Origin of the sequence: Staphylococcus argensis (genome assembly GCF_002902305.1) — a bacterium.
GTDB classification, from domain to species: domain Bacteria; phylum Bacillota; class Bacilli; order Staphylococcales; family Staphylococcaceae; genus Staphylococcus; species Staphylococcus argensis.
In genome coordinates, this window is record NZ_PPPX01000001.1 from 529,303 (window position 1) to 548,536 (window position 19,234).

18 protein-coding genes are annotated in these 19,234 nt (G+C 40.0%); 11 read left to right on the forward strand and 7 right to left on the reverse strand.

All coding sequences use genetic code 11. From position 1 onward, the window contains the following. Positions 1 to 74: 74 nt before the first annotated feature. From rihC to folD, 7 genes are all read right to left on the reverse strand, one after another. A complete protein-coding gene (gene rihC / locus CD039_RS02675; protein WP_103371588.1) occupies positions 75 to 983 on the reverse strand; it encodes a ribonucleoside hydrolase RihC in 909 nt (302 codons plus the stop codon). Between the two features lie 615 nt (positions 984 to 1,598). Next, complete coding sequence (qoxD, locus tag CD039_RS02680) at positions 1,599 to 1,889, reverse strand: cytochrome aa3 quinol oxidase subunit IV (RefSeq protein ID WP_040806519.1); 291 nt, start codon at positions 1,887 to 1,889, stop codon at positions 1,599 to 1,601. Beyond that, on the reverse strand, positions 1,886 to 2,491 hold the full coding sequence (qoxC, locus tag CD039_RS02685) for a cytochrome aa3 quinol oxidase subunit III (protein ID WP_103371013.1): 606 nt from the start codon (positions 2,489 to 2,491) through the stop codon (positions 1,886 to 1,888). Before qoxC ends, qoxD begins: the two co-directional genes overlap by 4 nt. Then, entirely contained in the window at positions 2,481 to 4,469 is a 1,989-nt protein-coding gene (gene qoxB / locus CD039_RS02690; RefSeq protein WP_103371014.1) for a cytochrome aa3 quinol oxidase subunit I, read from the reverse strand. Before qoxB ends, qoxC begins: the two co-directional genes overlap by 11 nt. Continuing rightward, complete coding sequence (qoxA, locus tag CD039_RS02695) at positions 4,469 to 5,593, reverse strand: cytochrome aa3 quinol oxidase subunit II (protein ID WP_002471887.1); 1,125 nt, start codon at positions 5,591 to 5,593, stop codon at positions 4,469 to 4,471. The genes qoxB and qoxA overlap by 1 nt, the downstream gene beginning before the upstream one ends. Positions 5,594 to 5,936: 343 nt before the next feature. After that, positions 5,937 to 6,254 (reverse strand): DUF5011 domain-containing protein, encoded by a 318-nt coding sequence (locus CD039_RS02700; RefSeq protein WP_103371015.1) that lies wholly within the window; start codon positions 6,252 to 6,254, stop codon positions 5,937 to 5,939. A gap of 579 nt (positions 6,255 to 6,833) precedes the next feature. Then, positions 6,834 to 7,691: a bifunctional methylenetetrahydrofolate dehydrogenase/methenyltetrahydrofolate cyclohydrolase FolD gene (gene folD, locus CD039_RS02705; protein ID WP_002471878.1), complete on the reverse strand. Its 858-nt coding sequence runs from the start codon at positions 7,689 to 7,691 to the stop codon at positions 6,834 to 6,836. 207 nt (positions 7,692 to 7,898) lie between these two features. Between folD and purE the strand changes: the two genes are divergently transcribed. Genes purE through purD form a run of 11 tightly spaced genes read left to right on the forward strand, consistent with a single transcriptional unit; the run spans position 7,899 to position 19,131 of the window. Then, complete coding sequence (gene purE / locus CD039_RS02710) at positions 7,899 to 8,381, forward strand: 5-(carboxyamino)imidazole ribonucleotide mutase (protein ID WP_002471940.1); 483 nt, start codon at positions 7,899 to 7,901, stop codon at positions 8,379 to 8,381. Continuing rightward, positions 8,368 to 9,495 carry a 5-(carboxyamino)imidazole ribonucleotide synthase gene (purK, locus tag CD039_RS02715; RefSeq protein ID WP_103371016.1) on the forward strand — a complete coding sequence of 376 codons (1,128 nt, stop codon included), beginning with the start codon at positions 8,368 to 8,370 and terminating at the stop codon, positions 9,493 to 9,495. The genes purE and purK overlap by 14 nt, the downstream gene beginning before the upstream one ends. Beyond that, positions 9,495 to 10,199, forward strand: a complete 705-nt coding sequence (gene purC / locus CD039_RS02720) for a phosphoribosylaminoimidazolesuccinocarboxamide synthase (RefSeq protein WP_103371017.1) — start codon at positions 9,495 to 9,497, stop codon at positions 10,197 to 10,199. Before purK ends, purC begins: the two co-directional genes overlap by 1 nt. Further along, positions 10,199 to 10,459, forward strand: a complete 261-nt coding sequence (gene purS / locus CD039_RS02725) for a phosphoribosylformylglycinamidine synthase subunit PurS (RefSeq protein WP_103371018.1) — start codon at positions 10,199 to 10,201, stop codon at positions 10,457 to 10,459. Before purC ends, purS begins: the two co-directional genes overlap by 1 nt. Further along, on the forward strand, positions 10,459 to 11,130 hold the full coding sequence (gene purQ, locus CD039_RS02730; RefSeq protein WP_103371019.1) for a phosphoribosylformylglycinamidine synthase I: 672 nt from the start codon (positions 10,459 to 10,461) through the stop codon (positions 11,128 to 11,130). The genes purS and purQ overlap by 1 nt, the downstream gene beginning before the upstream one ends. After that, a complete protein-coding gene (purL, locus tag CD039_RS02735; RefSeq protein ID WP_103371020.1) occupies positions 11,123 to 13,312 on the forward strand; it encodes a phosphoribosylformylglycinamidine synthase subunit PurL in 2,190 nt (729 codons plus the stop codon). Before purQ ends, purL begins: the two co-directional genes overlap by 8 nt. Beyond that, positions 13,291 to 14,778 (forward strand): amidophosphoribosyltransferase, encoded by a 1,488-nt coding sequence (purF, locus tag CD039_RS02740; RefSeq protein WP_103371021.1) that lies wholly within the window; start codon positions 13,291 to 13,293, stop codon positions 14,776 to 14,778. The genes purL and purF overlap by 22 nt, the downstream gene beginning before the upstream one ends. Further along, positions 14,771 to 15,799: a phosphoribosylformylglycinamidine cyclo-ligase gene (gene purM, locus CD039_RS02745; RefSeq protein WP_103371022.1), complete on the forward strand. Its 1,029-nt coding sequence runs from the start codon at positions 14,771 to 14,773 to the stop codon at positions 15,797 to 15,799. The genes purF and purM overlap by 8 nt, the downstream gene beginning before the upstream one ends. Before the next feature lie 3 nt (positions 15,800 to 15,802). Continuing rightward, complete coding sequence (gene purN / locus CD039_RS02750) at positions 15,803 to 16,369, forward strand: phosphoribosylglycinamide formyltransferase (protein ID WP_103371023.1); 567 nt, start codon at positions 15,803 to 15,805, stop codon at positions 16,367 to 16,369. A gap of 18 nt (positions 16,370 to 16,387) precedes the next feature. Beyond that, entirely contained in the window at positions 16,388 to 17,866 is a 1,479-nt protein-coding gene (gene purH / locus CD039_RS02755; protein WP_103371024.1) for a bifunctional phosphoribosylaminoimidazolecarboxamide formyltransferase/IMP cyclohydrolase, read from the forward strand. Positions 17,867 to 17,889: 23 nt separating this feature from the next. Continuing rightward, positions 17,890 to 19,131 (forward strand): phosphoribosylamine--glycine ligase, encoded by a 1,242-nt coding sequence (gene purD, locus CD039_RS02760; protein ID WP_103371025.1) that lies wholly within the window; start codon positions 17,890 to 17,892, stop codon positions 19,129 to 19,131. Positions 19,132 to 19,234 lie beyond the last annotated feature (103 nt).

Consider the following 19,234-nt stretch of genomic DNA (forward strand, 5'->3'; position numbering starts at 1 on the left):
AATACAGCCCTAAGACGATTTCATGGCGAAATCATCTTAGGGCTATTTTTTATGAACTAGGTAGTGTAAGTAGATTACTTCGCATGACGTAATGCATCGAAGAATAAGTCTTTGAAACGTTCTGGGTCGATAGACATTACGACACTCGTATTAGGAAACTCTGAGTCAAAGTCTGTGACAGTCATACCTTTCGTTAACTCGCCTTGAACTTCAATTTGTACATGAGCCTCTTCTACTTTGAAGTGTTCAGGGTGGAGTAGGAAGAGTAACGTATATGCATCGTAGACGTTAATGCCTTTTTCAAAATCATCTCCACGATAATGTTTGAACATTTGATGCAACATATCTCCAGTTTGATTCAAATCCTTGAGTTCATCGACATGTTCGTGTAGGAGCGTTGAGCTACGTGCCACATCAAGACCAACCATCGTTAATGGTAATCCAGAATCAAAGACGATTTGTGCTGCTTCTGGATCGCAATACATATTAAACTCAGCTGCAGGCGTGATGTTACCTCTGTTAGCACTACCACCCATCAAGACGATTTCTTTAATATGTGCAGTCACTTCAGGATAGGTTTTGAGTAAAAGGGCAATATTTGTCAGCGGACCTATAGGGATGAGCGTAATCGGTTCATCACTTTGAAGTAATGCATCTCTCATAGCTTCCACTGCATGGGTAGACGATAATTCAGTTTCATTGACGTCTTCGAATTCATAACCAGCCATTCCTGATTCTCCATGAACTTCACTTGCATCAACAATATTCGCCATAAGCGGTTGTGAAGCACCTCGGTGAACTGGAACATTACTATTAAAGAATTTCTTTAGTTTCAAAGCGTTAGCTGTGGTCTTCTCGATGCCTACATTGCCATTCACTGTAGTTATCATTTTTAAATCGAACTGAGGGTGATTGAGCGCAATACTAATTGCGGCTGCATCATCAATACCTGGATCTGTATCTATAATTATCGGTTGTTTCATTTGCATAAGTCATCCTCCTTGAACGTTAAACTTACCTTCATTGTACAACGAATAGATTTACGAATGCTAAGAAGAGCAATTGTTATTAGTAGTTAGTTTAATGAAAAAATTTGTAGAAGCATGACTTTTGATTAATAGTAAAAATGTAGAGTTTTGCTGAATTTTTTAAGATAGGGCGCAAGAGAGATGATTTGAAGTTAGGAAAGGATAAGAACTGTGCGTGGGATTTCCTGTTAGAGGGAGTGAAAAAGAGACGATTCGGTATCATCTTGAATATTTTATTTCGAATAGATTTTCAATGTGTACTCGAGACGCTTGATGGAACTAGACCACAACGAAAATCCATTCTTAGAGCTCTTTGAGCGAAAAGAATTAGTTGAGTGTGGTCCCATAAGCAAGCGAGAGTTTAAACATTGAAAATTAAATATTTTTAAAATTATCTCAGATTCTTCTTAAGATTTATCAATTAGAAGCAATAGGGGAATTGCATTCATTTTTACCTAACTAAGCGAAGAAAGGACAAAAGAAAAAGGAAATCGAGGAATCAAGCAATTTTGAGCATAAGAAAAAAGGCTCCTCCGAAGAGAAGCCTTCTATACTCACAGCTTATACATCTTATAAGTGGTGAGAGTGACCACCTTGCATTACCCAGTACGTACCGATAACGATCGCAAGCGTAATGATGATGGCGAAGATAACTTTGAAACTTTGTAAGTTACCATCTTTACCTTCAGTTAAGTGCATGAACATGAGTAATTGAACTGCAGCTTGGATGAAGGCGAAACCAAAGATGATAGTTATCTTAGCATTTAAAGTCATAGATGTGTATAGTGTTACAAATACTGCGAGAATCGTTAAAACAATAGAGGCAATGAAACCAACTGTGTGTTTTGCTATTGTATTCATCCGCTATACACCATCCCTATCATATATACGGCAGTGAAGATGAAGATCCAAACAACATCTAAGAAGTGCCAGTATAAACTTACGATAAATAATTTTGGAGCATTGTATGAGTCTAATCCACGCATACCGATTTGGATTAATAAACAAATGATCCAGAATATACCTAATGTTACGTGACAACCGTGAGTTCCTAATAGGATAAAGAAGCTTGACCAATAAGAACCGATTGTCGGATTCACACCTTCAGATGCATAGTGCGCGAACTCGTAAATTTCGAATCCTACGAAGACTGCACCTAGAAGTAAAGTGAGAATCATCCAGAACATCATTTTGCCTTGTTGTTCTTTACGCATGTAGTAAATTGCAATACCACAAGTGTAAGAACTGATTAACAATGCGAAAGTCATTATTAATACTAATGGTAATTCAAATAGTTCTGTAGTCATTTTGCCGGCATAGTCGCCACCATGTTGCAACGTAAGCAACGTTGCAAACAAGGTACCGAACAATGCAAATTCAGCTGTAAGGAAGATCCAGAAGCCAAGTTTATTCAAATTACCTTCATGTGAACGTGAATCAATAGTTGTTGTATTATGACTCATAACTTACAGCCTCCTTTTCTTTTCTACGTTCTTCACGTAGACGTTCTTCAGTTTCAGCTACTTCTGAAGCAGGGATGTGGTAACCATGATCGATTTGGAAACTTCTGTAAATCATAGTACCAAAGATACCTAAGAGACAGATGATAGCTGGAACGATTGTTTCGAAGATTAAGAAGAAACCTCCGACTGTGAACCAGAGACACATCCAAATGCCGACTGATGTGTCGTTAGGCATGTGAATGTCTTTATAGTTACGGTTGTCTAAGAAGTGACGACCGTGTTCTTTCATGTTGACAAATGTGTCGTAGTCATTCCAATCAGGAGTAACTGCGAAGTTATATTTAGGTGGTACAGCTGATGCTGTTGACCATTCTAAAGTACGTCCTAAGCCATTCCAGTTGTCACCAGTAGCTTCACGTGGTGCTTTGATATGGCTGTAAACGATGCTTGCTACTAGGAATAAGAAACCTAGAGCCATTAATAGTGCACCGATAGATGAAATCACGTTAAGTGTAGTCCATCCGTCTTCTGGCATGTAAGTGTATAGACGACGTGGCATACCATCTAAACCGAGAACGAATTGTGGTAAGAAACAAACGTTAAATCCGATCATAAATAACCAGAAGCACCATTTGTTTAATGTCTCGTTGAGTTTGTATCCCATCATCTTAGGATACCAGAAGATTAATGCAGCTAGACAAGCGAATACAACACCAGTAACTAATGTGTAGTGGAAGTGTGCCACTAGGAAGTAAGTGTTGTGATATTGGAAGTCGGCTGCTGCCATCGCTAGCATTACACCTGTAACCCCACCGAGTAGGAAGTTAGGGATAAATGCTAGTGAGAATAGCATTGGTGATTCAAAGGTAATTCGACCTTGGAATAAAGTGAATAACCAGTTGAATAATTTAACACCGGTAGGAATACCGATCATCATTGTTGTAATTGAGAAGAATGAGTTGATTAACGCACCATTACCCATTGTGTAGAAATGGTGAACCCATACTAAGAAACTTAAGAATGCGATACCTGCTGTTGCCCAAATCATACTCTTATGACCGAATAAGCGTTTACGCGCAAATGTCGGGATAATTTCTGAGTAGATACCGAATGCTGGCAAGATAACGATATAAACTTCGGGGTGCCCCCAAACCCAGAAGAAGTTTGCCCAGAGCATTGGCATACCGCCGTTAGCAACAGTGAAGAAATCAGTACCGAAGATTCTATCGATAGTGAATAATGCTAATGCTACTGTTAACACTGGGAACGCCAAGATAACAATCAATGTAGTAATGAACGTTGTGATAGTGAACATTGGCATTTCCATAAATTTCATAGTAGGTGTCTTACATCTTAAGATTGTTACGAAGAAGTTGATACCAGTCATCAATGTACCGATACCAGAAATCTGAATCGCAATTAAGTAGTAGTTGACACCTGGTCCTGGACTGAATTCTCCTGCAAGTGGTGCATAGTTAGTCCAACCTGCAGCAGGTGAACCACCTACGATAAATGAAAGGTTGAATAATACCATACCTGAGAAGAATAACCAGAAACTTACGTTGTTAAGTACTGGGAAGGCAACGTCTCGTGCACCGATTTGAAGTGGAACAACAGCGTTCCATAAACCGAATACGAAAGGCATTGCCATAAAGATAATCATGATAACACCGTGTGTACTAAAGATTTCATTGTAGTGGTTTGATTCCAAGAACTTATTGTCTGGCATTACTAATTGAGTACGAATGAGCATCGCATCAATACCACCACGGACGAACATTAATACAGCACAGACTAAGTACATGATCGCGATTTTCTTATGGTCAACGGACATGAACCATTCTTTAAATAGATATTTCCATAATTTGAAGTAACTAATTACAGCGATTAGCGCGATGACTAAAAATGGCGCAGCAATTTGAGCCGCCGTAATCATCCAGTTACCTTGTACTATCAATTGATCCCATGGAAAATTCATTAATGTCCACCTCCATGTTCATGATCTTTGTCGTGCTTAGACTCTTTGTCATCTTTAGCACCTTTAGAGATTTTTTCCATTTCATCCATATTATGATGTTCTTTTTTCTTGAACTCATTATTATATGGTTTGTCGTTTGGTAAGATCATTTCTGACATACCGTGACGTTTGTAGTTAGCATTTGTGATTTGATGTTTACGAGCAGGTTTGTCTTTATCTGGTTTGTCCAATACATCTTTCTTGATCTCTTCTTCAGAGTTGAAGTTAGGATCTTTTTGAACGTAGTGATAACGTTTGTAAGCGTAGAAGATGTACTCTGGATCTGCCGCTGGGTCAACAAATGCCATGTGTGTACCACTGAATGTTAGGTTCTTGTTCTCAGTAGTAGGTAAAAGTTGTTTGTCGAACGTATCTTGATCGAGTGTTTTGTGTTTCTTAGCATCTTTTACCCATTTGTCAAAGTCACTTTGACTTACTGAATGTACATCGAATGTTTGACGTGCGAAACCTTCACCATTGAAGTTTGAGTTACGTCCACGGAATGTACCAGTTTGATCCGCAGTTAATGTCCAATCCATTGTCATTCCTGTCATTGCGTATTTCTGACCACCGAGTTGTGGTACCCAGAAACTTGTCATCATGTCCATTGATTGGAGCTTGAAGACAACAGGACGATCTTTAGGGATTGTTAAATGGTTAACTGTCTCAATTTTTTCTTCTGGATAAGAGAAGAACCATTTATAACCAGCGCTTGTTGCGTAGATAACGATTGGATCTTTATCTTTTTGCGGTGGCGCATCGTAAGTGTAAAGCGATTTAACAGTTGGGATCGCTAAAGCAGTTACGATAAGAACCGGAACAATAAACCAAATTGTTTCGATTAAAGAGTTGTGATGCATTTTACCTGATTCGTCATTTCCTTTTAAGCGGTATTTAAAAAGGAAAACAGCGAATAAGATAAGCACCACTGCGACAATAACAAGCATGAAAATGATTGAATACATAATCAAGAATTTAGAGTCGCTTGCTATTGGCCCTTTTGGGTTTAAGACTTCTACGTTTGAACAGCCACTAAGTAAAATTAGTGAGCCAAATAATAGAAGCAAAGACTTAAATTTTGACACTTTTTTGACCTCCTAATACTACAATTGTAGGGCTTACCATCAATTTTAAGATATTACGGAATATTTACAAGTACTTACGGCAAAAAAATTGTTGTAAATTTAAAATAAGCCCTACAGACACGGCGTCTGACGGGCTTTGAAGCAATTGTTAAATTTATGTGTACATTTTGTGACTATCGTCAATTTTATAAAATTGACGATACATAGCGTCAAATACTAACTCATCACACTTTATTGCGACAGCGTAAATGCGCGTTTTAACTTGCGATAGAAATTGTATTCTAAAATGATGATATTCATAATGAATGAATTAAACGGACAGGTTTAACGAGGTCTGACAGACTTATCTAACTTCGATATAACGCGTTGAAGTGTCAACGCCACCGTCTGAATCTTTCACTTGATAAGCAATTTTATATCTGCCTGTTTGGTTCGTATTAATGTGACCTTCTACGGTAATTTGATCGGTTAAATCGCCGTCTTCTTTATCGAAGGCTGTAATACCATTGAGTACGTTGTATTCTGAACCCTTTTCTACAACGACGTCTTTAGCGCCTTTGATTTCAGGCGTAGAATTATCTGTGGCTTCGGCATTTAAGTTAGGAGAAACCAATGTTGCTGAGACTCCAATAGCTGATAATGACTGTAGTAATTTGTTCATAACGATTTACCTCCGTATCAAGTCACAACTTAGTCTTAACTATACTATACTTTATGCGAATTGAAAATACATCATACTATGGTCTTAATATAGAAAAGTAGGGGGAATGACTGAAATAACAATATTGAAAAGGCGATGGTAATAATTTAAAATCCTTTTGAATAAATTTGGATGAAGCATAAAACTACATCTATATAATATGAAAGAACTCGCTAATGTATTAACGATAATACAAATACTTATATATTAATGTAGTGAAATAAAGTTTAGTGAGGTATTGAATAACAAACTTTATAAAAGTATAAGGTTTTGATATTAATCAGATAGTAATCACACACATCTAATATATTAATAATGCGTTTCAACTATTATAGAAGATGATAATAGAAATATTAACAAAAAAATTAGGATAGAATTGGAAAGTTAATTCAATCCTAATTCTATCCTTATATACATAATGAAACGCAAATATTTAATTCGTATTAGAACAATGTGTGCCTTTCTATTATAAATACTATGAAAGGTCTAAAATGCAATTACGAATTATACTTAATTGCTTTCCTCATATAATGAGAGGAATTATTCAATTCCACGACGCATTTTTTCAGCTAATAACGTATTGTTAAGCACCATAGTGATTGTCATTGGGCCTACACCGCCAGGAACTGGAGTGATCGCGCCGGCAACTTCTTTCACTTCGTCGTATTCAACGTCACCTTTAAGTTTACCGTTCTCATCAGGTGTGTTACCTACGTCGATAACTACAGCGCCTTCTTTAACGTCGTCTTTCGTTACAAGTCCTGGGCGACCTACCGCACTTACGATAACGTCTGCATCTTTAAGATGTGCATGCATGTCTTTCGTACGTGAGTGTAAGATCGTTACTGTCGCATTTTTTTGTAAAAGTAATTTAGAAACAGGTTGGCCTACGATGTGACTACGGCCGATAACGACAGCATTTTTACCTTCTAAATCCATGTCAGCGTGATTAAGTAATTCCATTACACCGAGTGGAGTACAAGGTACGAAAGTTTGTTCATCGATATAAAGTTTACCAATGTTAGCAGGATGGAAGCCGTCTACGTCTTTCGCTGGGTCGATAGATTCTAATACTTTTTGTTCGCTGACTTGATCAGGAAGAGGTACTTGAACGAGGATACCACTTACTGAGTCATCATTATTTAAACGATCAAGTTCTTTTAACACTTCTTCTTCTGAAGTATCTTCGTCTAAATGTACGATTTCTGAAGTAATACCAATTTTTTCTGCAGCTTTCTTCTTAGATTTAACATAACTTAAGCTTGCGCCATCGTTACCTACGAGAATAACAGATAACTTTGGAGTGTAGCCTTTAGAAGTTAATTCCTCAACTTGATCTTTAAGTCCTTGTCGATAATCTTTTGCAATTTGTTTACCGTCTAATACCTTAGCAGACATAAACCAAATCCTCCTTGTTTAGATTCACTCTATCCTTACATTTCCCGAGTAGGTCAATCAAATTTATACCAATAAACGTAAATTGACACAAGAAATTCAGATAAAGTTCGATTTTAAATTGAAATACTCATGAATTGTTGTTATCCTTATACATGTAATATACAACTTATGTAATGTGAATTTCAAATCTTTGAAAGGGTGTTCATAATGAAAGTGGCAGTTGTCATGGGTAGTTCATCTGACTGGGCTACGATGAAAGAAAGTTGTCAGATGTTAGAAGAATTAGGCGTTCCGTACGATAAACAAGTCGTATCTGCACATCGTACGCCTAAATTAATGGTAGATTTCGCGTCGGAAGCACGACTCAATGGTTATGACGTTATCATTGCGGGAGCTGGAGGCGCTGCACACCTTCCAGGTATGATTGCTTCAATGACGACACTTCCAGTGATAGGTGTACCGATTGAATCTAAAGCACTTCAAGGATTAGATTCATTACTTTCTATTGTACAAATGCCAGGTGGTATTCCTGTTGCTACAACAGCTATCGGTAAGTCTGGAGCGAAGAATGCAGGTATTTTAGCTGCCAGAATATTAGGACTTCAAGATACTTCAGTGCAAGAAAACTTGCAAAATTACGAAAAGTCTTTAGCTGAGAAAGTGAGTGAAATGCAAAGTGAACTTCAATAAACTCTCCTTTGGTGCAACAGTTGGTATTATCGGCGGCGGTCAATTAGGTAAGATGATGGCGCAATCCGCTCAGAAGATGGGGTACCGTGTAATCGTGCTTGATCCGGATGCTGAGTGTCCATGCCAACATGTTGCACACGAATTTATCAATGCACCTTATGATGACATGGAAGCGCTCGAACAATTAGGTGAGCAATCGGATGTGATTACATACGAGTTTGAGAATATTTCTGCTCCACAATTGAAAGCGCTCGTTTCACGCTACAATATTCCTCAGGGTTATCAAGCGATTGAATTACTCCAAGATCGCTTGACTGAAAAGCAATCTTTACAAGCTGCTGGAACGCAAATTGTTCCATTTGAACAGCTCACTGAACCTAGCGATATCGAACGCGCGGTCGACAAACTAGGTTATCCGTTTATGGTGAAAACGCGCTTTGGTGGCTACGACGGAAAAGGACAAATCTTGGTTCAAAGCGAAGACGATTTAGACGAAGCACGTACATTAATTGAGAATCAAGAATGTGTTGCCGAACAATTTGTCGATTTAGCTAAAGAAGTATCGTTAACTGTAACGATTGGTAACGATAATCAGATCACTTATTTCCCTCTCCAAGAGAATGAACACCAAAACCAAATACTCTTTAAAACAATTGTACCTGCGCGCTCAGATAAAGAAGCTGAAGCTCGCGATGAAGTGAAGAAGATTACAGATTATATCCATTTCGTAGGTACGTTCACTGTTGAATTCTTTATCGATCGAGATAATCATCTCTATGTAAATGAAATTGCGCCAAGACCTCATAATTCAGGTCATTATTCAATTGAAGCGTGTGATTATTCTCAATTCGATACGCATATCCTTGCAGTAACAGGACAACAATTGCCTCAAGAAATTGAAATTTTAAAACCGGCAGTAATGATGAATTTACTTGGCCGTGATTTAGATTTACTTGAAGATCAATTTGGCGACCATCCAGAATGGCACGTGCACATCTATGGTAAGACAAAACGTAAACCTGACCGTAAGATGGGGCACATGACGATCTTAACAAACGATGTCGACCAAACTGAACGAGAAATGCTACAACGTTTTGAAGGGAGAAACCAATAATGTCTTTATTATATGAAGGTAAAGCGAAACGTATATTCACTACAGATCAAGATGATGTACTTCGCGTGGAGTATAAAGATGAAGTGACAGCTGGCAACGGAGCTAAGAAAGATCATTTAGAAGGTAAAGGTCGTTTGAACAACCTCATTACGTCTAAAATCTTTCAATACCTAAAAGATCAAGGGCTTGAAAGTCATTTTATCGAACAACTTTCTGACACTGAACAGCTAGTTAAAAAAGTAGAAATTATTCCACTAGAAGTCGTGGTTCGCAATATCGCAGCAGGCTCTATCACTAAACGCCTTGGTTTCGACAAAGGTCACGAATTTGAACAACCTCTCGTGGAATTCTTCTATAAAAATGATGACCTTAACGATCCGCTTATCACAGACGATCACGTGAAATTACTTAACTTAGCGAATGATGATGAAATCGCTACGTTAAAAGAAGCAGCGTTAGGTATCAACCAACATTTAAAAGAATTGATGGCTAAGATGGATTTAAGAATCGTGGATTACAAGATTGAATTCGGTCGCACAGAAGATGGCCAAATTATTCTCGCTGATGAGATCTCTCCAGATACATGCCGTATTTGGGCGTTGGACAGTGACGAGAACTTTGATAAAGACGTTTACCGTGAAGATAGAGGTTCAATCTTAGATGTTTATCAAGCATTTTTAACTAAATTGGAGGACGTTGAATAATGAAAAAAATCGAATTACACATCACATTACAACCGCAAGTATTAGATACGCAAGGACAAGCTTTAACACGTGCCGTACATGATTTAGGTTACGAACAAGTCAACGATATTCGCGTTGGTAAAGTACTTTACCTAACTGTAGACGAAGCGTCAGATGAAGCGGTGGATAATATCGTGACAACATTAAGTGAGAAATTGTTTGCGAATACAGTCATTGAAGAATATAGCTACAAAGTTGTTGAAGAAGGGGAGAAATTCTAATGAAGTTTGCAGTGCTTAGATTCCCTGGATCGAACTGCGACCGTGACATGCTCAATGCTGCGCTTAAAGCAGGTGTCGATGCAGAATACGTAGATTATCGTCAAACATCACTTGAAGGTTTCGATGGTGTACTCATCCCTGGCGGCTTCTCGTTCGGTGACTATTTACGTTCAGGCGCAGTAGCAAGTGTTGCGCCAGTCATCACAGAAGTGAAACGTTTAGCTGAAGAAGGTAAGCCTGTGCTTGGTGTCTGCAATGGTTTCCAAATTCTTACAGAAATTGGCTTGCTACCAGGTGCTTTGCTACATAATGATTCGCATTTATTCGTCAGCAGAAACGAAGAATTACAAGTAGTGAATAACGATACGGCTTTTACAAATCTCTATGATAAAGATGAAGTTGTCGTTTACCCAGTCGCTCACGGTGAAGGTCACTACTATTGTACGGATGAAATATACAATGACTTACATGCCAACAATCAAGTCATCTTGAAATATGTTGATAATCCAAATGGTTCACACGAAGATATCGCTGGTATCGTCAACGAACGTGGTAATGTTTGCGGTATGATGCCACACCCAGAACGTGCGCTTGAAGCAATCTTAGGTACTGATAGTGGTATGAAGTTATTCGAAGCCATGGTGAAAAGTTGGAGGGAACAAAATGTCTAAATTTATCGAACCAAGCAGTGAAGAAATTAGAACAGAGAAGCTATATAAAGACTTCGGACTCACAGACGCTGAATACGACAAAGTATGCGAAATTCTTGGACGCCAACCGAATTTTACAGAAATTGGTATCTTCTCAGTAATGTGGAGTGAACACTGCTCCTACAAACACTCTAAACCGTTCTTGAAACAGTTCCCAACGACAGGCGAACATGTTCTCATGGGCCCTGGTGAAGGTGCAGGCGTAGTGGATATTGGCGACAAACAAGCAGTCGTCTTCAAAGTTGAATCTCACAACCACCCATCCGCAGTTGAACCGTACCAAGGTGCAGCTACAGGTGTCGGCGGAATCATCCGTGACATCGTGTCTATCGGTGCGCGTCCAATCAACCTGCTTAACAGTTTACGTTTCGGCGAGTTAACTGAGAAGCAGAATCGTCGTTTATTACGTGGCGTAGTCGCAGGTATCGGTGGTTACGGTAACTGTATCGGTATTCCTACAACAGCAGGTGAAATCGAATTCGACGAACGCTATGATGGTAACCCCCTCGTTAACGCGATGTGTGTCGGTGTCATCGATCACGATATGGTTCAGAAAGGTACAGCTAAAGGGAAAGGTAACTCAGTGATTTACGTCGGTTTGAAGACAGGTCGCGATGGTATCCATGGTGCGACATTCGCATCAGAAGAGTTAAACGAAGAAAGTGAAAGCAAGCGTCCTTCTGTACAAATCGGTGACCCATTTGTTGGTAAGAAATTGATGGAAGCTACACTTGAAGCCATTACATATAAAGAACTCGTTGGTATTCAAGACATGGGTGCTGCAGGTCTGACATCATCTTCTTCTGAAATGGCTGCTAAAGGTGGCAGTGGTATGCATCTAAGATTGGACCAAGTACCTGTTCGTGAAGAAGGTATCTCTCCTTACGAAATGATGTTATCCGAAACGCAAGAACGTATGTTGCTTGTAGTTGAAAAGGGTACAGAACAAAAATTCTTAGATCTCTTTGAAGATCATGAGCTAGACAGTGCAGTAATTGGTGAAGTGACAGATACGGACCGCTTCGTCCTCACTTACGAAGATGAAGTGTACGCAGATATTCCAGTTCAACCACTTGCTGACGAAGCGCCTGAATACATTCTTGAAGGCGAAGAGAAAGAGTATAATACGAGTAAAAATGACTACAGCCAAGTGGATGTTGAACAAACATTTGATCAATTGTTTACACATCCAACGATTGCTTCTAAGCGTTATCTTTATGAACAATACGATCAACAAGTAGGTGCGAATACGATTGTTAAGCCAGGTTTACAATCTTCTGTCGTACGTGTTGAAGGTACGAATAAAGCGATTGCTTCAACAATTGACGGTGAAGCACGTTACGTATTCAATCAACCTTACGAAGGCGGTAAGATGGTCGTAGCAGAAGCGTACCGTAACTTAATTGCAGTAGGTGCGAAACCGCTAGCGATGACAGACTGCTTAAACTACGGTTCTCCAGAGAAGAAAGAAATCTATCAACAACTCATCGATTCTACGAAAGGTATGGCTGAAGCTTGTGAAACATTGAAGACACCTGTTGTTTCCGGTAACGTTTCGCTTTATAACGAAACACCGAAGACGTCGATCTTCCCAACACCTGTCGTAGGTATGGTTGGTTTAATCGAAGACATCGATTACTTGAAAGACTTCCATCCATCTCAAGGCGAAGAAGTTTATCTCGTAGGTGGTACACGTAATGATTTCGGTGGCAGCCAAATCGAGAAGTTACTCCACGGCTCAGTGAACCACGAATTTGAAGCGATTGATCTATCTGACGAAGTAGCTAAAGGGGAACACATCGCACAAGCAGTTAGAGACGGCGCCTTATCACATGTTCAAACAGTAGGTAAAGGTGGCTTGCTTATCACACTCGCTCGTTTCAGTGCACACTACGATTTAGGTTTAGATGTCGAAGTAGACGTTTCAGATGCACAACTCTTCAGTGAAACACAAGGACGTTACTTAGTCACAGTTAAAGAAGGTCAGTCATTTGATATGCCAGATGCAGTTAAAATTGGTCACATCACTAACGATCAATCCTTCACTGTGAAGAACGGTTCAACTACAATTTCACGCAATGCTGATCAATTAAAACAAGCTTGGGAAGGAGCAATTCCTCAATGTATGACTTCAACGGATTAAATGAAGAATGTGGCGTGTTTGGTATTTGGAATCATCCTGAGTCAGCGCAACTGACTTACATGGGTTTACACAGTTTACAACATCGTGGTCAAGAAGGTGCAGGTATCGTTTGTTCAGATGGTAAAGAATTTGTCAGTGAACGTGGTTTAGGTTTGCTGACAGATGCCATCAATAAGACGAAGATGAGTCACTTACAAGACTATCAATATGCCATTGGTCATGTCCGTTATGCAACATCAGGCAACAAAGGTATTGAGAACATTCAACCGTTCTTGTATCACTTTTACGATATGAGTGTAGGGGTGTGCCACAATGGTAACTTAATCAACGCACAAAGCTTACGCCAAGAGTTAGAACATCAAGGTGCCATCTTCCATTCTTCATCTGATACAGAAGTAATCATGCACTTAATTCGTCGTAGTAAGCAGCCTACATTTGAAGAAGCTTTAAAAGAAAGTCTACGTATTATTAAAGGTGGCTTTACGTTTGCCATTTTAACTAAAGAAGGACTTTACGGCGCAGTAGATCCGAACGCAATTCGCCCATTAGTCGTAGGACAAATGCCAAATGGTGCATATATCATCGCAAGTGAAACATGTGCGATTGACGTGCTCGGTGCAGAATTTGTCCGTGATATTCATGCAGGTGAATATGTGGTGATCAATGACGAAGGTATCCGCGTGGAAAGTTATACAGAACATACGAACACAGCGATTTCTGCAATGGAATACATCTACTTTGCACGTCCAGATTCAACGATTGCAGGGAAGAACGTGCATGCGGTGCGTAAAGCGTCAGGTAAACGATTGGCTCAAGAGAGTCCAGCTGAAACTGCGGATATGGTTATCGGCGTGCCGAACTCTTCACTATCAGCAGCATCTGGTTATGCTGAAGAGATGAAATTGCCTTACGAAATGGGACTAGTTAAGAACCAATACGTGGCACGTACGTTTATTCAACCGACACAAGAACTACGTGAACAAGGTGTTCGTACGAAGTTATCACCCGTTAAGGACATTGTGCACGGTAAAAATATCGTGCTCGTCGATGATTCGATCGTACGCGGTACAACGAGTAAACGTATCGTACGTATGTTGAAAGAAGCAGGTGCTAAAGAAATTCATGTGCGCATCGCTTCTCCAGAATTTATGTTCCCAAGTTTCTATGGCATCGATGTATCAACGACAGCTGAACTTATTTCAGCCAATAAATCACCAGAAGAAATCTGTGAACACATCGGTGCGGATTCAGTAGCTTATCTCTCAGTAGATGGATTAATTGATTCCATCGGACTTGATGTTGATTCGCCATATAGTGGACTATGTGTAGAAAGCTTTACTGGCGATTATCCTGCAGGTTTATATGATTACGAAGCGGATTACAAAGCAAACTTAAGTGACAGACAGAAAGCATATTTAGATCAAAACAAACAATACTTTGATAGTGAGGGGAATCTTAATGTCTAAATCATACCAAGAAGCTGGCGTGGACATTCACGCAGGTTATGAAGCAGTAGAACGTATGTCGAGCCATGTAAAGAGAACGATGCGTCCAGAAGTACTCGGTGGCCTTGGCGGTTTCGGTGCGACATTTGATTTATCTCAACTCAATATGAAAGCGCCAGTAATGGTCTCAGGTACAGATGGTGTAGGAACGAAGCTGAAACTTGCGATTGATCATGACAAACACGATACGATTGGTATCGATGCAGTCGCGATGTGTGTGAACGACATCTTAACGACAGGTGCAGAACCACTTTACTTCTTAGACTATATCGCGACAAATAAGGTCGTTCCCGAAGTGATCGAACAGATTGTCAAAGGTGTCAGTGATGGTTGTGAAGAAACGAATACGGCATTGATCGGTGGCGAAACTGCAGAAATGGGCGAAATGTACCATGAAGGTGAGTACGATTTAGCTGGATTTGCTGTAGGAGCTGTTGAAAAGGATGACTACATCGACGGCAGTAGTGTACAGGCAGGACAAGCAATTATTGGCTTAGCTTCAAGCGGTGTACATTCTAACGGTTACAGTCTCGTTCGTCGTTTAATTGCACAATCAGATATTGATTTAAATGATACTTTCGTTGATGGTAAATCTTATTTAGATGTGTTCCTTGAACCGACACGTCTATATGTTAAACCTGTACTAGCAGTTAAAGAACAAGTGAAGATTCATGCGATGACGCATATTACAGGTGGCGGTTTCTACGAAAACATTCCTAGAGCTTTACCAGAAGGCAAGTCAGCTGAAGTCGATGTGACGACTTTCCCAACACCGCCAGTCTTTGATTGGATTCAACAACAAGGACAAATTGAGACAGAAGAAATGTACAATGTCTTCAATATGGGTATCGGCTTTACGTTAGTTGTCGATGAATCAGATGTTGAACGTGTGATAGACATTTTAGCTAAAGAAGATGTTGAGGCGTACCATATCGGTAACATTACTGAAGCAGAAGAACCAATTACGGTAAAGGGAGTTTAATCTATGGTTAAAGTAGCGATCTTTGCCTCTGGTTCAGGCACAAATTTCGAAAATATCATGCAACGTGTGACAGCAGGAGAGTTACCGAATATTGAAGTAACAGCACTTTATACAGATCAAGCTGAAGCGGAATGCATTCAGCGTGCACAACCATTCAATTTAGATGTTCACATCACTGAATTGAAAGATTACGCCACAAAAGCAGATTATGAACGAGCAATGCTCAAACAGCTAGAACGTGAAGGTGTGGAATGGATTATTCTAGCAGGATACATGAAACTGATTAGTGCTACTATCCTGGATGCTTATGAAAGTAGAATATTGAATATCCATCCGTCATTGTTACCGAAGTACAAGGGCGTCGATGCCATTGGTCAAGCTTTTACTAGTGGTGATAAAGAAACAGGAACTACTGTCCATTATGTTGATAGTGGTATGGATACGGGCCAAATTATTGAACAACGTCAGTGCCCAATTTATGAAGATGATACGAAAGCAGACTTAGAACAACGAGTGAAATCACTTGAATATGAACTTTATCCGAAAGTCATAGCTGAAATTATTCAATAAGAGGGGCGAAATAACGTAATGAAGAAAGCAATATTAAGTGTATCGAATAAAGCAGGTATCGTAGATTTCGCGCGAGCATTAACTGAATTAGATTACGAATTGTATTCTACTGGAGGTACGATGCGTGCGATTGAAGAAGCCGGTGTACCTGTGCAATCTATCTCAAAGTTAACGCAGTTCGACGAAATTATGGATGGACGTGTTAAGACATTACATCCAGCGGTTCACGGCGGTATACTTGCTGATCGTGATAAACCTGAACATCTTGAACAATTGAAAGCACAAGATATTGACCTGATCGATATGGTGGTTGTCAATCTTTATCCTTTCCAAGAAACAGTGACGAACCCAGATGTCACTGAAATGGATGCGATTGAGAACATCGATATCGGTGGTCCAACGATGTTACGTGCCGCAGCGAAGAACTTCAAACACGTGACGACAATTGTTCATCCTGAAGATTATGCTGAAGTGATTCAACGTCTACGCAACGACGAGTTAGATGAAGCATATCGTAAATCATTAATGATTAAAGTCTTCGAACATACGAATGCTTACGATCATGCGATTGTTAACTTTTTCAAAGATAGTAAAGAATCACTACGCTACGGTGAGAATCCGCAACAATCCGCTTACTTCGTACGTGAATCTGAAGCTCCGAATACGATTGCAGGAGCAAAACAACTTCATGGTAAACAATTAAGCTTTAATAATATTAAAGATGCAGACTCAGCGTTAACATTGGCGAAATCCTTTGAACAGCCAGCTGCAGTAGCGGTGAAACATATGAATCCATGTGGCGTAGGTGTGGGTGACACTATTGAAGAAGCTTACAACCGTGCTTATGAAGCGGATAGTCAATCAATCTTTGGTGGTATCGTTGCGCTCAACCGCCCAGTAGGCAAAGAACTTGCTGAACAATTGCACAGTATCTTCTTAGAAGTCGTTATTGCACCGGAATTCTCTCAAGATGCACTTGATGTATTACAACAGAAGAAGAATATCCGTTTGTTAGAAATTGATATGTCAGTCAATGATGATGAAGAAGAGTTCGTCTCTGTTTCTGGCGGTTACCTCGTTCAGGAGAAAGACCATTCAACAATCACTCGTGAAGATATGAAGGTCGTAACTGATGCAGAGCCTACTGAAGCACAATGGGATGCGATGCTCTTAGGTTGGAAAGTCGTTGCAGCAGTTAAAAGTAACGCTGTCATCTTGAGCAACCCGCAACAAACAGTCGGCATTGGTGCAGGGCAAATGAACCGAGTAGGTTCTGCTGAAATTGCAATTGAAAGAGCTATCGGTATTGATGATAACGTCGCGATGATTTCAGACGGTTTCTTCCCGATGGATGATACTGTAGAACTCGCTGCGAAACATGGTATCAAAGCAATTATTCAACCAGGTGGTTCAATCAAAGACCAAGATTCTATCGATATGGCGAACAAACATGGCATTGCTATGGTAACGACAGGAGAACGTCATTTTAAACATTAATCTCAACTACAGGAGGTAGAAAGATGAAAGTGTTAGTGATTGGTGCAGGTGGGCGTGAACATGTACTTGCACATAAGTTAAATCAATCGCCACTCGTTGACGAAGTTCATGCGATTCCAGGCAGTGACGCGATGGCTCAAGTCGCTGAAGTTCACACTGATATTGCTGAAAATGCACATGATGACATCGTTAATTTCGCGCAACAACAGGGTATTGAATGGGTCGTTGTAGGTCCGGAACAGCCATTGACTGAAGGGTTAGCAGATCGCTTGTTAGACGTAGATATTAAAGTCTTTGGTCCAACTCAAGCTGCAGCGCAAATTGAAGGCTCTAAATCGTTTGCGAAGAAATTGATGGCTAAGTACGATATTCCAACGGCTGACTATCGTGAAATTTCTAGCAAGGCAGAAGCGCAGGAATATATTCAATCTTGCGACTACCCAGTGGTATTAAAGAAAGATGGTCTTGCAGCAGGAAAAGGTGTTATTATTGCAGAGAATTACGAAGAAGCAGTAGATGCAGTTGAAAAATTATATCCTACTGACGACGAAACTGTAGTTTTCGAGACTTTCCTTGAGGGTGAAGAATTCTCATTGATGACTTTCGTTAATGGTGACTATGCCGTGCCATTCGATTGCATTGCGCAAGATCATAAACGTGCGTTCGATAATGATCAAGGTCCGAACACTGGCGGAATGGGGGCATACTGTCCTGTGCCACATGTCAGCTCAGATGTAAACGAAGAAACGAATCGTAAAATTGCACAACCTATTGTTCAAGCGATGGAGCAAGAAGGGTATCATTTCTTCGGGCTATTGTACATCGGTGCCATTCTCACGAAAGAAGGTCCGAAAGTCATTGAATTTAATGCTCGTTTCGGCGATCCTGAAGCGCAAGTCTTACTCACACGCATGGAAAGTGACTTGATGCAACACATCCTCGACTTAGATGCGAAACAACCGATTCACTTCAAGTGGAAAGATCAAGCTGTTGTCGGTGTGATGCTTGCATCTAAAGGCTATCCTGGTAGTTATGAGAAAGGTAAAGAAGTCTCTGGCTTTACTTTAGATGAAGGTAGATATTTCGTTAGTGGTTTGAAAAAAGAAGGCGACCACTTCGTCACTTCAGGTGGTCGTGTCATCCTGGCTTTAGGAGAAGGCAAAGATATTGCTGAAGCGAAGAAAGCTGCTTATGAAGCAGTAGCACCCGTAGCTAACGATGCTTTATTCTATCGTAGTGATATTAGTGACAAGGCGTTACGCTAAGCTAATGTAGCGATTAAATATAGCAGTTGTACGTTAAAGTTATAATGAGACATAATACAACCCCGTTCCATATCAAGTATGGAGCGGGGTTTTTACGCTGTAA

Bases quoted from the DNA above. Each gene is read 5' to 3' on its own strand.
- rihC (WP_103371588.1), bottom strand. From the start codon at position 983: ATGAAACAACCGATAATTATAGATACAGATCCAGGTATTGATGATGCA.
- qoxD (WP_040806519.1), bottom strand. From the start codon at position 1,889: ATGAATACAATAGCAAAACACACAGTTGGTTTCATTGCCTCTATTGTT.
- qoxC (WP_103371013.1), bottom strand. From the start codon at position 2,491: ATGAGTCATAATACAACAACTATTGATTCACGTTCACATGAAGGTAAT.
- qoxB (WP_103371014.1), bottom strand. From the start codon at position 4,469: ATGAATTTTCCATGGGATCAATTGATAGTACAAGGTAACTGGATGATT.
- CD039_RS02700 (WP_103371015.1), bottom strand. From the start codon at position 6,254: ATGAACAAATTACTACAGTCATTATCAGCTATTGGAGTCTCAGCAACA.
- folD (WP_002471878.1), bottom strand. From the start codon at position 7,691: ATGTCTGCTAAGGTATTAGACGGTAAACAAATTGCAAAAGATTATCGA.
- purE (WP_002471940.1), top strand. From the start codon at position 7,899: ATGAAAGTGGCAGTTGTCATGGGTAGTTCATCTGACTGGGCTACGATG.
- purC (WP_103371017.1), top strand. From the start codon at position 9,495: ATGTCTTTATTATATGAAGGTAAAGCGAAACGTATATTCACTACAGAT.
- purS (WP_103371018.1), top strand. From the start codon at position 10,199: ATGAAAAAAATCGAATTACACATCACATTACAACCGCAAGTATTAGAT.
- purQ (WP_103371019.1), top strand. From the start codon at position 10,459: ATGAAGTTTGCAGTGCTTAGATTCCCTGGATCGAACTGCGACCGTGAC.
- purL (WP_103371020.1), top strand. From the start codon at position 11,123: ATGTCTAAATTTATCGAACCAAGCAGTGAAGAAATTAGAACAGAGAAG.
- purF (WP_103371021.1), top strand. From the start codon at position 13,291: ATGTATGACTTCAACGGATTAAATGAAGAATGTGGCGTGTTTGGTATT.
- purM (WP_103371022.1), top strand. From the start codon at position 14,771: ATGTCTAAATCATACCAAGAAGCTGGCGTGGACATTCACGCAGGTTAT.
- purN (WP_103371023.1), top strand. From the start codon at position 15,803: ATGGTTAAAGTAGCGATCTTTGCCTCTGGTTCAGGCACAAATTTCGAA.
- purH (WP_103371024.1), top strand. From the start codon at position 16,388: ATGAAGAAAGCAATATTAAGTGTATCGAATAAAGCAGGTATCGTAGAT.
- purD (WP_103371025.1), top strand. From the start codon at position 17,890: ATGAAAGTGTTAGTGATTGGTGCAGGTGGGCGTGAACATGTACTTGCA.